The 12,680-nt window shown below is 60.0% G+C and carries 9 protein-coding genes and 2 tRNA genes; 7 read left to right on the plus strand and 4 right to left on the minus strand.

All coding sequences use genetic code 11. The features are described from left to right. Positions 1–69: 69 nt before the first annotated feature. The 3 genes from ACA071_RS02805 to ACA071_RS02815 all read left to right on the plus strand — a co-directional run bounded on the left by ACA071_RS02805 (position 70) and on the right by ACA071_RS02815 (position 4,688). Positions 70–1,257, plus strand: a complete 1,188-nt coding sequence (locus tag ACA071_RS02805; protein WP_497643037.1) for an ATP phosphoribosyltransferase regulatory subunit — start codon at positions 70–72, stop codon at positions 1,255–1,257. Positions 1,258–1,311: 54 nt separating this feature from the next. Further along, on the plus strand, positions 1,312–2,604 hold the full coding sequence (locus ACA071_RS02810; protein ID WP_010464193.1) for an adenylosuccinate synthase: 1,293 nt from the start codon (positions 1,312–1,314) through the stop codon (positions 2,602–2,604). A 149-nt stretch (positions 2,605–2,753) separates the two neighbouring features. Continuing rightward, positions 2,754–4,688 carry a methyl-accepting chemotaxis protein gene (locus ACA071_RS02815; RefSeq protein WP_497643038.1) on the plus strand — a complete coding sequence of 645 codons (1,935 nt, stop codon included), beginning with the start codon at positions 2,754–2,756 and terminating at the stop codon, positions 4,686–4,688. 88 nt (positions 4,689–4,776) lie between these two features. On the opposite strand, the gene ACA071_RS02820 is transcribed toward ACA071_RS02815, so the two are convergent. The 4 genes from ACA071_RS02820 to ACA071_RS02835 form a co-directional block, all read right to left on the minus strand. Next, positions 4,777–6,342, minus strand: coding sequence for an ABC transporter permease (locus tag ACA071_RS02820; RefSeq protein ID WP_497643039.1), 1,566 nt, complete (start codon positions 6,340–6,342; stop codon positions 4,777–4,779). Beyond that, positions 6,342–7,352 (minus strand): extracellular solute-binding protein, encoded by a 1,011-nt coding sequence (locus tag ACA071_RS02825; protein WP_497643040.1) that lies wholly within the window; start codon positions 7,350–7,352, stop codon positions 6,342–6,344. The genes ACA071_RS02820 and ACA071_RS02825 overlap by 1 nt, the downstream gene beginning before the upstream one ends. Before the next feature lie 341 nt (positions 7,353–7,693). Next, a tRNA-Leu gene (locus ACA071_RS02830) sits at positions 7,694–7,780 on the minus strand. Positions 7,781–7,946: 166 nt separating this feature from the next. Then, positions 7,947–8,033, minus strand: a tRNA-Leu gene (locus ACA071_RS02835). A 226-nt stretch (positions 8,034–8,259) separates the two neighbouring features. Between ACA071_RS02835 and rnr the strand changes: the two genes are divergently transcribed. The 4 genes from rnr to rpsR all read left to right on the plus strand — a co-directional run bounded on the left by rnr (position 8,260) and on the right by rpsR (position 12,650). Next, on the plus strand, positions 8,260–10,890 hold the full coding sequence (gene rnr, locus ACA071_RS02840; RefSeq protein WP_497643041.1) for a ribonuclease R: 2,631 nt from the start codon (positions 8,260–8,262) through the stop codon (positions 10,888–10,890). Beyond that, positions 10,887–11,654 carry a 23S rRNA (guanosine(2251)-2'-O)-methyltransferase RlmB gene (gene rlmB / locus ACA071_RS02845; RefSeq protein ID WP_201200145.1) on the plus strand — a complete coding sequence of 256 codons (768 nt, stop codon included), beginning with the start codon at positions 10,887–10,889 and terminating at the stop codon, positions 11,652–11,654. The genes rnr and rlmB overlap by 4 nt, the downstream gene beginning before the upstream one ends. 314 nt (positions 11,655–11,968) lie before the next feature. Next, positions 11,969–12,391, plus strand: a complete 423-nt coding sequence (gene rpsF / locus ACA071_RS02850) for a 30S ribosomal protein S6 (protein WP_003217491.1) — start codon at positions 11,969–11,971, stop codon at positions 12,389–12,391. A 28-nt stretch (positions 12,392–12,419) separates the two neighbouring features. Continuing rightward, entirely contained in the window at positions 12,420–12,650 is a 231-nt protein-coding gene (gene rpsR, locus ACA071_RS02855; protein WP_002551829.1) for a 30S ribosomal protein S18, read from the plus strand. Positions 12,651–12,680 lie beyond the last annotated feature (30 nt).

The raw sequence follows: 12,680 nt of genomic DNA on the forward strand, positions 1-12,680 counted from the left end.
CCGATCATTTTCTGCTTCACTCAAGGCTCGCCCAACGGCTGGCCGCCCGGATCATAGGGGAATGGCGTAATGGCAACGGTAGACCGCTGGCTGCTGCCAGATGGCATCGAAGAAGTACTGCCACCAGAAGCGGCGCGCATTGAAGTCGCGCGTCGTCAGGTGTTGGATCTGTTCCAGAGCTGGGGTTACGAGTTTGTCGTGACTCCCCATATCGAGTACCTGGAATCCCTGCTGACCGGCGCGGGCCAGGACCTGGATCTGCGTACCTTCAAGGTCATCGACCCGCAATCGGGCCGGCAGATGGGTTTCCGTGCCGACATCACGCCGCAAGTGGCGCGCATCGATGCGCACACCCTGCGCCGCGAAGGTCCGAGCCGCCTGTGCTACGCCGGCAGCGTGCTGCATGCGCAGCCGCGGGCCTTGTCGTCGTCGCGTAGCCCGATCCAGTTGGGCGCCGAGTTGTACGGCGATGCCAGCCCGAGCAGCGACGTGGAAGTCATCAGCCTGATGCTGGCCATGCTGCAACTGGCCGATGTGCCGGACGTGCACATGGACCTCGGTCATGTCGGTATCTACCGCGGCCTGGCCCGTGCCGCCGGTTTGTCCGGTGAAACCGAGCAACAATTGTTCGACGCATTGCAACGCAAGGCCATCGACGAGGTCATTACCTTGACCGAAGGCCTGCCCGCCGATCTGTCGGGCATGCTGCGCGCGTTGGTCGACCTGTGTGGCGGACCTGAAGTGTTGAGCGCTGCCCGTGAGCGTCTGGCCAATGCGCCGGCGCCGGTATTGGCGGCGCTGGAAGACTTGCTGGCCATCGCCGATCGTCTGTCCACGCGTTTCCCGGAATTACCGCTTTACTTCGATCTGGGCGAGTTGCGCGGCTACCACTACCACACCGGTGTGGTATTCGCGGTGTTCGTACCGGGTGTTGGCCAGTCCATTGCCCAGGGCGGTCGTTACGACGACATCGGCGCCGACTTCGGTCGTGCCCGTCCGGCAACCGGCTTCTCCACCGATTTGAAAACCCTGGTGACCCTGGGGCGTGCTGAGATCGAGCTACCGTCTGGCGGTATCTGGATGCCTGACAGTACGGATGCGGCACTCTGGCAGCAGGTTTGCCAGTTGCGCAGTGAGGGTCAGCGTGTCGTTCAGGCTTTGCCTGGGCAACCATTGGCCGCCGCCCGTGAAGCGGACTGCGACCGGCAATTGATTCAGCAGAACGGGCTTTGGCAAGTATTGCCGCTGGCTTCTTGAGTTTTCCTGCCGGCGGCTGCCGGCACCAAGTTTGCGCGAATGAGGACAAGTGTTATGGGTAAGAATGTCGTAGTCCTGGGCACCCAATGGGGTGATGAGGGCAAAGGCAAGATCGTTGATCTGCTGACCGAACATGCTGCCGCCGTAGTGCGCTACCAAGGTGGCCACAACGCGGGTCACACCCTGGTGATCGACGGCGAGAAAACCGTCTTGCACCTGATCCCGTCGGGCGTGCTGCGCGAAGGCGTGCAGTGCCTGATCGGCAACGGCGTGGTGGTTGCACCGGACGCTCTGCTGCGCGAGATCATCAAGCTGGAAGAGAAAGGTGTGCCGGTGCGCGAGCGCCTGCGTATCAGCCCGTCCTGCCCGCTGATCCTGTCCTATCACGTCGCGCTGGACCAGGCGCGTGAAAAGGCCCGTGGCGAGCTGAAGATCGGTACGACCGGTCGCGGCATCGGCCCGGCTTACGAAGACAAAGTTGCCCGTCGCGGCTTGCGCATCGGTGACCTGTTCCATCGTGAGCGCTTCGCCGCCAAGCTGGGCGAGTTGCTGGATTACCACAACTTCGTCCTGGTCAATTACTACAAAGAGCCGGCCATCGACTTCCAGAAGACACTCGACGAGTGCATGGAATACGCCGAGCTGCTCAAGCCGATGATGCTCGACGTCACCGCTGAGCTGCACGAGCTGCGTCGCGCTGGCAAAGACATCATGTTCGAAGGCGCCCAAGGCTCCCTGCTGGACATCGACCACGGTACTTACCCGTACGTCACCAGCTCCAACACCACCGCGGGCGGCATCGCCACCGGTTCGGGTTTCGGTCCGATGTACCTGGATTACATCCTCGGCATCACCAAGGCCTACACCACTCGCGTCGGTTCGGGTCCATTCCCGACTGAGCTGTTCGACGACGTTGGTGCGTTCCTGGCCAAGCGTGGCCACGAGTTCGGCGCTACCACCGGCCGTGCCCGTCGTTGCGGCTGGTTCGATGCCGTCATCCTGCGTCGCGCTATCGACGTCAACAGCATTTCGGGCCTGTGCCTGACCAAGCTGGACGTGTTGGACGGCCTGGAAACCATCAACATCTGTGTTGGCTACAAGAACCAGGATGGTGCAGTGATCGACGCGCCGACTGACGCCGACAGCTACATCGGCCTGGAGCCAGTGTACGAAGAGATGCCAGGCTGGACCGAATCTACTGTCGGTGCCAAGACCCTGGAAGAGCTGCCGCAAGCCGCTCGCAACTACATCAAACGCGTTGAAGAGTTGGTCGGTGCGCCGATTGACATTATTTCGACGGGCCCGGACCGCAACGAAACCATCGTTTTGCGTCACCCGTTCGCTTAATAAGTCGTTGATGTAAAACACAAAGGCCCCTCATTTGGGGCCTTTGTCGTATCTGTCTACCGGACGGCACGACCTTTGCTGTGATGTTGATTAAAAGCATCGCTTCCAGTGCGCCATCAATTTAATGGCGCCAAGCAGAGGGATTTTAAGTGTCAGCCATTCTCTCACTGTTACAAAGCCGTCTTCTGCGGCCCGTGTTCGTTACCCTTGGTATCGCCCTTTTGGTGCAAGTGCTGGTAGCCGTCGCCCTGACCCGGAGCACGGTGACTGCACTGGAAGCTGATCTCGGCGTGCGCCTGGGCGCTGACAGTCAAAAACTCTCCGGTGAACTGGAGCAGGCGGGGCGTGAAGTCACGTCGAGCCTGGATAGCCTGTCCACCAACACCCGTCAGCGACTCACCGCCGGCCTCTCGTCACGTCTGAAAGACGAGCAGGCACAACTGCGTGGGACATTGGAAAAAGACCTGAAGGACTCCGCCAATGACATGGCGCAGCTTCTGGCCTCGGTCGCACCCCGCGCCATGTGGGACAGCGACGTTCCTACCCTGTCCGAATTCGCCCGCCGGGCCCAGCGCAATCCGAACGTCTTGTTCGTGATCTACGACGACGCCACCGGCCAACACCTGACGCGTTATCTAAACCGCGAGAACCCGATCAACAAAGCGCTGTTGGAAAAAGGCCAGGGCGAGCGCGCATTGGACAAAGTGCTGGATGCGGCGAAGAACGATCCATCGGTCTACTACCTCGAAGCCTCAATCAGCCCCAATGGTGTGGAAATCGGCAAGGTTTTGATGGGCGTCTCCACCGCTTCCGTGGAAGTCGATCTCGCTGCCCTCGACAAACGCTTCTCGGCGCTGATAGCGAGCAGTGATCAACTGGTTGGCGATAGCCTTAAAGGCGCGGCGGCGGACAGTGCAGCAGCGATGGGTGCGCGTCTGAAGTCGGCGCAGTCCACGGCTTCTGAAATGCAGGCCAACACCACCAGCACCGTGCAGGAAGCGGCGGGCACTTTGCGCTGGCGCATCGGCATGGGCCTGGCGCTGGTGGGTTTCGGCGTGTTGCTGCTGCTGGCCGTGGTACTGGGTCGTCGCGTGGTCAATCGCTTGAAGCTGCTAATTGCGGCCATGGATGATCTGGCGGCGGGCGAGGGTGATCTGACCAAGCGTGTGCAGATCAACAGCAAGGATGAAATCGGCGACATGGCTTCGGCGGTCAATCGCTTTGTGGATAAGTTGCAGCCGATCGTGCGCGAGGCGGGCGACGTGGCCCAGCGTACCGGCGTGGAAATCGGTGCTATGACCTTGCGCAATGCCGGCGCCGACGCGGCTGCGGGCATGCAACGTGATGAAGTGGCCGAGAGCCTGCGCGCGTTGTCGCAAATGGCCGATGAAGCACAGTCGGAAAGTCATGCGATGCAAGCGGCCTTGCAACAGGTTGTGGATATCCGTTCGGCCACCGATGAGAACACTCGGACCTCGGCGAAGGTCGGCAGCCTGATCGAGGCGTTGGCCGGCCAGGTCGATACCGGCGCGAAAGTTATCGAGCGCCTGGCGCAGCAAAGTGAACAGATTGAAGTGGTATTGACGGTGATTCACGGGATTGCCGAGCAAACCAACCTGCTGGCGCTGAACGCAGCCATCGAAGCGGCACGCGCTGGCGAGACTGGTCGCGGGTTTGCCGTCGTGGCGGATGAAGTGCGGGCGCTGGCGAGCAAGACGCAAAGTTCTACCGGCGATATCCAGGCGCATATCGTCGCCTTGCAGCAAGGCGCGCGTGAGGCGGTCGCGGCGATTGGTCAGGCCGGGCGTCAGGCCAGCGAAGGTTTGCTGGTATTGCGCGACAGTGCGCGGTTGCAGCAGTCGGTGCAGGCCTCGGTCGAGCAAGTGCATGCGGCGATCGGTCTGGCAACGCAGGCAGCGGCGCATCAGGCGCAAGGTGCACAAGCGGTGCGGGGGCGGGTTGAAACCATTCATGCGCAGGCTGAGAAAGCGGCTCGAGCGGTGGTGGAAACCACGGCCAGCGGCAAGGTGCTGGATGGGTTGGCGGCGCAGTTGAAGGCGAGCCTGGGGCAGTTCAGGGCTTAAGATCAAAAGATCGCAGCCTTCGGCAACTCCTACACGGGAATAAGCGTTTCCCTGTAGGCGCTGCCCAAGGCTGCGATCTTTTTGCTTTTCAGCGGCTCAAGTACATCCGCGTAGTCAGCAGATAAACCGGTAACCCCGACACTAATATCAACAACGCCGCATAAGGCGCCGCCGCCGCAAACTCCACGTTCGCGGTATGCGCCCACACCTCTGTCGCCAGTGTATTCAGCCCGGTCGGGCTCAGCAGCAGCGTCGCTGTCAGTTCCTTCATCGCATCCAGAAACACCAGCGCAAACGCCGCGCCCAATGCGGGGAAGATAATCGGTAGGGTCACCCGGCAAAACGCGCTGAACGACGACGCGCCCAGCGTGCGTGCCGCCTCTTCCAGTTGCGGTGCCGCTTTATTCAGTGCCGTGCGAATCGGTGCCTGAGCCAGCGGCAGAAACAGCAGCGCATAAGCGATCAGCAACAACGTCGAGGTCTGATACAGCATCGGCACATAGTGCAGGGCGAAATACACCAGGGTCAGCGCAATCACCAGGCCTGGGAGCGCGTGCAGCAGATACGGCAAGCGCTCGGCCCAGATTGCCAGTTGGCCTTTGTAACGCACTACCAGCAAGCCCACAGGCACCGCCAGTATCAGGCACAGCGCCGCGCCACCCAGCGATAGCGCGAGCGATGACAGCAATGCCTCGCTGATCGCCGCCACCGGGAATGCCGCTGACGAGCCCACCGCCAGCCAGTAAGCCAGCATCCCCAGCGGAATGCCGCTGCCGATGATCGCCAGCGCCAGGCAGTAAACCTGTCCGGCGGCGGCCCACGGCCCGAGACGAACTTGTTCTGCGCGCCGCGCCGCGCCTTGACCGGTGCGAACGTGTCGGCCTTTACCGCGCACTCGCAGCTCAAGCCACAGCAATACTAGACAAAGCGCCAGAAGCACTGCCGAGAGCATTGCCGCGTTGGCATTGCTGAATTCCAGTTCGAATTGCTGATAAATCGCCGTGGTGAAAGTTTGCAGGCCGATGATCGACAGCGCGCCGAACTCCACCAGCATGTGCAAGGCAATCAGCAGTGAGCCGGCCAGCAGCGACGGCCAGAGCAGTGGCAGGGTGATCCTGAAAAACACGCCCCAGCGATTCTGCCCCAGAGTGCGGGCGGACTCTTCCAGCGAGGGATCTAGATTGCGCAAGGTCGCCGCCACCGGCAGAAACACCAGCGGATACTTGGACAGGGTCATCACCAGAATCGCCCCGCCCAAACCCTCGAAGTGCGCACTGAGGGAGACCCAGGTAAAACTGCTGACGAACGCCGGCACGGCGAACGGCAAGCACAGGATCACGCCCCACAGACGCCGTCCCTTGAGATTGCTGCGCTCCAGCAGCCAGGCCAGCGACAGGCCGATCACACCGCAGGCCAGCGTCACACCGATCATCAGCGACAGGGTGTTGCGCAGCAGGCCGAACACATACGGCCGCCACAGCAAGTGCAGCGCCTCGGCCCAGCCCGCCTGCCAGGTCTTGAGTCCGACATACGCCAGCGGCAACAGGCTGAGCACCACCAGCAGCAACACCGGCAGCAGCAACCAGATTGACGGCCGCTTGCGCCGTGGCACGTAACCCCCGCGCGCGGCGGGGGCGGATAGCGATGCGCTCATCAGTTCAAGCCAACGTCACGTTCCAGGTCCAAGGCTTCTTCGGCATTGCCGAGATCGGCCGGGGTGACTTTCGGCGCTTCGAGTTCGCTGAACGGCTTGAGCCCGCGATCCGATTCCATGCCTTTGTGCAGCGGGTATTCGGCAGTGGTCTGGGTGATCACGCGCTGACCTTCTTCGCTGGCCATGTAGGCAAGGAATTGCTGGGCTTCTTTTGGATGTTTACTGGACTTCAGCACAGCTGCGCTGGACACCGTGATCAGCCCGCCGACGTCGCCGCCGGTGAAGTAATGCAGTTTCGAGTCGAGCAGGCCTTTTTCACGCTGCAGGGCGAACCAGTAGTAGTTGTTCACCAGCACAGTGGCGACTTCGCCGTTTTCCACGGCTTTTAGCGCAACCATGTTGTTGCTGTACACCTTGCCAAAGGCACGCAGGCCGGTCAGCCATTCTTCGGCAGCGTCCATGCCGTGGGTCTTGATGATCGCCACGGCCTGTTCCTGGAAGGCGCCGCTGGTCGGCACGAAACCGACCTTGCCTTGCCATTTCGGATCGGAAAATTCCATCACTGACTTGGGCAGGTCTTTTTCGTCGACCAGTTTCGGGTTGAAGGCGACCACGCGCACTCGTGCAGTGATACCGATCCAGGTGCCGTTGCCGGCGACGTAGTCTTTCGGCAGGACGGCGAGGGTGGCGGCGTCGGTCTGGGCCAGCAAGCCTTGTTCGCCGAGTTTGTTCAGCGGTGGCGATTCTTCGGTGTAGATCACGTCGGCGGGGGAGCGATCGCCTTCTTCGACGACTTGGCTGGCGAGCTGGTTGCTGCTGCCCTTGCGTACGTTGACGTGAATCCCGGTCTTGGCTTCGAAGGCTTTGGCAACAGCATCGCCGACTTCCTTGTGTTGGCCGTTATAGAGCGTCAGGGAAACCGGGTCGGCGGCTTGGGTGAGGGGGGTGGCGAGTGCCAGGCCGAGCAGGGTAAAGGTCAGGCTACGGCGCAGGGTATTTCGAAACATCATTCGCAGGGTTCCTCACTGTCGCATTGCAAAAACTTGCAACAATGATAAACGATATTGTTTCTCAAGTGCGCTTTGAGGGGTAGGAAGGGCCATGCTAGAGCGTCTGGCGCGGACACTTGTAGCCGCAGGCGAAGCCTGCGTTCGACCGCGCAGCAGTCGTAAAATCAGGCAGCGCGGTGTGTCAGGACGACCTTGCACTCAGGATTTACGACTGCTGCGCAGTCGAACGCAGGCTTCGCCAGCTGCTACAGGAGTAATGTGTTGATTTTTGAACGTCAGAAACGCAAAAACCCGCTTTCGCGGGTTTTTGTGAAATTCCAGATCGACTCTGAAATTTGAATTGGTGCCCAGAAGAAGACTCGAACTTCCACGACCTTGCGGTCACCAGCACCTGAAGCTGGCGTGTCTACCAATTTCACCATCTGGGCAGTATCAGCAACGTTGCCGCTGTTGATGTGGCGCACTATACGGAGCGCTTTTTAATCTGTAAACCCCTGATTTGGTTTTAATAAATCAGAAGCGCTGAATGCAAAAAACCCGCTTTCGCGGGTTTTTGTGCGAGCCTTGAAATTGATCTAATCTCAAGCTCGAAATTGGTGCCCAGAAGAAGACTCGAACTTCCACGACCTTGCGGTCACCAGCACCTGAAGCTGGCGTGTCTACCAATTTCACCATCTGGGCAGTATCGGCAACGCTAGTGCGTCGTCGATGGCGCGCACTATACGGAGCGTCTTTTTAACTGTAAACCCCTGTCATCAAAAAAACCTGGAATATTTCACCAGTGGCATTTAAATCAGCTTCGCGGTGTCGATAAAGGGCTTTAGATGGGCTGTCACAGCCTGAAATTTCCCGTTTCATTACGCCTATGCCAAACTAACCCGCATATAGACAAGGTGAAAACTCTCTAATGGCCGATTGGCAGTCCCTCGATCCCGAGGCCGCTCGTGAAGCGGAAAAATATGAAAACCCTATTCCTAGCCGCGAACTGATCCTTCAGCACCTTGCTGATCGAGGTTCGCCTGCTAACCGCGAGCAGCTGGTCGAGGAGTTTGGTCTGACCACAGAAGACCAGATCGAAGCCCTGCGTCGCCGCCTGCGCGCCATGGAGCGCGACGCTCAACTCATCTATACCCGTCGCGGCACCTACGCGCCTGTGGATAAGCTTGACCTGATCCTGGGCCGCATCAGCGGTCACCGTGACGGCTTCGGCTTCCTGGTTCCGGACGACGGCAGTGACGACCTGTTCATGAGCCCGGCGCAAATGCGCCTGGTGTTCGACGGCGACCGTGCGCTGGCCCGTGTTTCCGGCCTCGACCGTCGCGGTCGCCGCGAAGGCATGATCGTCGAAGTGGTATCCCGTGCTCACGAGACCATCGTCGGCCGCTACTTCGAAGAAGGCGGTATCGGTTTTGTTGTCGCGGATAACCCGAAGATCCAGCAGGAAGTGCTGGTCACTCCGGGCCGCAACGCCAACGCCCAGATCGGTCAATTCGTCGAAGTGAAGATCACTCACTGGCCGACGCCACGCTTCCAGCCGCAAGGCGACGTGGTTGAAGTCGTGGGTAACTACATGGCGCCGGGCATGGAAATCGACGTTGCCCTGCGCGCGTACGATATCCCGCACGTATGGCCTGAGGCTGTGCTCAAAGAAGCCGCCAAGCTCAAGCCGGAAGTCGAAGAGAAAGACAAAGAGAAGCGCATCGACCTGCGCCATCTGCCGTTCGTGACCATCGACGGTGAAGATGCACGCGACTTCGATGACGCGGTTTACTGCGAATCCAAGCCAGGCAAGCTGCGCCTGTTCTCCGGTGGCTGGAAGTTGTACGTGGCGATTGCCGACGTCTCCAGCTACGTGAAGATCGGTTCGGCGCTGGACAACGAATCCCAGGTTCGCGGCAACTCGGTGTACTTCCCCGAGCGCGTCGTGCCGATGCTGCCTGAGCAACTGTCCAACGGCCTGTGCTCGCTGAATCCGCACGTCGATCGTTTGGCCATGGTTTGCGAGATGACTATCTCCAAATCCGGCGAGATGACCGACTACTGCTTCTACGAAGCGGTGATCCACTCCCACGCTCGTCTGACCTACAACAAAGTCAGCGCGATGCTCGAAACGCCGAAACTCACCGAAGCACGTCAGCTTCGCGGCGAGTACACCGACGTTCTGCCACACCTCAAGCAGCTTTACGCACTGTACAAAGTGCTGCTGGGCGCTCGTCACGTGCGCGGCGCGATCGATTTCGAAACCCAGGAAACCCGGATCATCTTCGGCACTGAGCGCAAGATTGCTGAAATCCGTCCGACCGTGCGTAACGATGCGCACAAACTGATCGAGGAATGCATGCTGGCGGCCAACGTGGCCACTGCTGAATTCCTGAAGAAACACGAAATTCCTGCGCTGTATCGCGTGCACAACGGTCCGCCACCGGAGCGTCTGGAAAAACTGCGCGCCTTCCTTGGCGAGCTCGGCCTGTCCCTGCACAAAGGCAAGGACGGCCCGTCGCCGAAGGATTACCAGGCATTGCTGGCGAGCATCAAGGACCGTCCGGATTTCCATCTGATCCAGACCGTCATGCTGCGTTCGTTGAGCCAGGCGGTGTATAGCGCCGATAACCAAGGCCACTTCGGCCTGAATTACGAAGCCTATACCCACTTCACCTCGCCGATCCGCCGCTACCCGGACTTGCTCACGCACCGGGCGATCCGCAGCGTTATCCATTCCAAGCAAGACACGCCGCACGTTCGCCGTGCTGGTGCGATGACCATTCCGAAAGCGCGGATCTATCCGTACGACGAAGCGGCCCTGGAGCAACTCGGCGAGCAATGCTCGATGAGCGAGCGCCGTGCCGACGAAGCGACCCGCGACGTCGTGAACTGGCTCAAGTGCGAGTTCATGAAAGATCGCGTGGGCGAATCGTTCCCGGGTGTGATCACCGCCGTGACCGGATTCGGCCTGTTCGTCGAGCTGACCGATATCTACGTCGAAGGCCTGGTGCACGTCACCGCGCTGCCGGGCGATTACTACCACTTCGATCCTGTGCACCACCGCCTCGCCGGTGAGCGTACTGGTCGCAGCTTCCGCCTGGGCGACACCGTTGAAGTGCGCGTGATGCGCGTCGATCTCGACGAACGCAAGATCGACTTCGAGATGGCTGAAAAGACCATCAGCGCGCCGATCGGTCGCAAGAAACGCGGCACCGAAACCTCGGCGCCAGCGGCTAAAACCGCCGCTGCAGCAGAGCCGGCCCCGGCAAAAACCGGTCGTCGTCCTGCCAAGGAAAAAGCCCCCGAAGCCTATCGCCCAAGCGATGCGGCGGCGAAAAACGCCGAGCTGCGCAAAAGCCGTGAAATGAAGCAGGCGTTGCTGTCTGAAGCGAAGAGCGGCGGTAAAGCGGCGTCTGGGGGAAAGACCGGACGGTCGGCGCCTGACAAGGCTCCCGGCGGCAAGCCAGCCAGTAAACACCGTAAAGGTCCGCCAAAAGCGGGCTCGGCTCCAGCTGCCAAAAGCGGCGGGGCGCGTAAACCTAAGGCCAAGTCATGAGTCAGTTGGAAAAAATCTACGGCGTACACGCGGTAGAAGCATTGCTGCGTCACCACCCGAAACGCGTCAAGCAGATCTGGCTGGCTGAAGGTCGCAGCGAACCGCGTGTACAGGCGCTGATCGCGCTGGCGAATGAAAATCGCGTGCCCGTCGGCAACGCCGAGCGTCGTGAACTCGATGCCTGGGTTGATGGCGTGCACCAAGGCGTGGTGGCGGACGTGAGTCCGAGCCAGGTCTGGGGCGAGGCGATGCTCGACGAGTTGCTTGATCGCTCCGAAGGAGCACCGTTGCTGCTGGTGCTCGACGGCGTGACCGACCCGCACAACCTCGGCGCTTGCCTGCGTTCGGCCGATGCGGCCGGTGCGCTGGCGGTGATCGTGCCGAAGGACAAGTCAGCCACGCTGACCCCGACGGTGCGTAAAGTGGCCTGCGGCGCGGCGGAAGTGATTCCGTTGGTCGCCGTGACCAACTTGGCGCGCACCCTGGAAAAACTCAAGCAGCGCGGCTTGTGGGTCGTCGGTACGGCCGGCGAGGCTGAGCAGAGTCTGTATCAGCAAGACATGACCGGCCCGACCATCCTGATCATGGGCGCGGAAGGCAGCGGCATGCGTCGCCTGACCCGCGATCTGTGCGACTACCTGGTGCACTTGCCGATGACCGGCAGCGTTAGCAGCCTCAACGTTTCCGTGGCGACCGGCGTCTGCCTGTTCGAAGCCCAGCGCCAGCGTAGCGTCAAGGCTGCCGGAACTGGCAAAAAGTCTTAAGCCAGTTGTAATCCCTGTGGGAGCGAGCTTGCTCGCGATAGCGGAGTAACATTCAGCATCAATGTTGAATGTTATGCCCTCATCGCGAGCAAGCTCGCTCCCACAGTGGTTTGTGGTGTAGCAAAAAAGCGTGGCCGAACGAACTGTTCAAATAATCACCAATTGCCTTGCACCTCTTCTATCCCTTCTCTACAATTGCGCCCCTTGCTGTGACGGCAGGCACGCATGTGTCTATCGCAAGCAAGTCCATAAGTGTCATTCACTCCTTGTCTGACCGTTTTTGAACGGCAGGCTACAACCCGTAAGGAGCATTCATGCGTCATTACGAAATCATCTTTTTGGTCCACCCGGATCAAAGCGAGCAAGTCGGCGGCATGGTAGAGCGTTACACCAAGCTGATCGAAGAAGACGGCGGCAAAATCCACCGTCTGGAAGATTGGGGCCGTCGTCAACTGGCCTACGCAATCAACAATGTTCACAAGGCTCACTACGTGATGCTGAACGTTGAATGCACTGGCAAGGCCCTGGCCGAGCTGGAAGACAACTTCCGCTACAACGATGCAGTGATCCGTAACCTGGTCATCCGTCGCGAAGAAGCCGTTACCGGCCAATCCGAGATGCTCAAGGCTGAAGAAAACCGCAGTGAGCGCCGTGAGCGTCGCGACCGTCCTGAGCACGAAGGCGCTGAAAGCGCTGATAGTGATGACAGCGACAACAGCGATAACGCTGACGAGTAATCCACGGACCTTTTGAGGAGCCTATTACATGGCACGTTTCTTCCGTCGTCGTAAATTCTGCCGCTTCACCGCTGAAGACGTGAAAGAGATCGATTACAAAGATCTCAACACCCTGAAAGCATACGTATCCGAGACCGGCAAAATCGTTCCAAGCCGTATCACCGGTACCAAAGCTCGTTATCAGCGTCAGCTGGCCACCGCTATCAAGCGCGCCCGCTTCCTGGCCCTGCTGGCCTACACCGACAGCCACGGCCGCTGAGACCGGGCAGTCGACGTAGCAAAGGATTGA

It is taken from the genome of Pseudomonas sp. LBUM1646 (genome assembly GCF_059716165.1).

What these genes read in the sequence shown, in the direction of transcription:
- ACA071_RS02805 (WP_497643037.1), top strand. Translation starts at nt 70, where the DNA reads ATGGCAACGGTAGACCGCTGGCTGCTGCCAGATGGCATCGAAGAAGTA.
- ACA071_RS02810 (WP_010464193.1), top strand. Translation starts at nt 1,312, where the DNA reads ATGGGTAAGAATGTCGTAGTCCTGGGCACCCAATGGGGTGATGAGGGC.
- ACA071_RS02825 (WP_497643040.1), bottom strand. Translation starts at nt 7,352, where the DNA reads ATGATGTTTCGAAATACCCTGCGCCGTAGCCTGACCTTTACCCTGCTC.
- ACA071_RS02820 (WP_497643039.1), bottom strand. Translation starts at nt 6,342, where the DNA reads ATGAGCGCATCGCTATCCGCCCCCGCCGCGCGCGGGGGTTACGTGCCA.
- rpsF (WP_003217491.1), top strand. Translation starts at nt 11,969, where the DNA reads ATGCGTCATTACGAAATCATCTTTTTGGTCCACCCGGATCAAAGCGAG.
- rpsR (WP_002551829.1), top strand. Translation starts at nt 12,420, where the DNA reads ATGGCACGTTTCTTCCGTCGTCGTAAATTCTGCCGCTTCACCGCTGAA.
- rlmB (WP_201200145.1), top strand. Translation starts at nt 10,887, where the DNA reads ATGAGTCAGTTGGAAAAAATCTACGGCGTACACGCGGTAGAAGCATTG.
- rnr (WP_497643041.1), top strand. Translation starts at nt 8,260, where the DNA reads ATGGCCGATTGGCAGTCCCTCGATCCCGAGGCCGCTCGTGAAGCGGAA.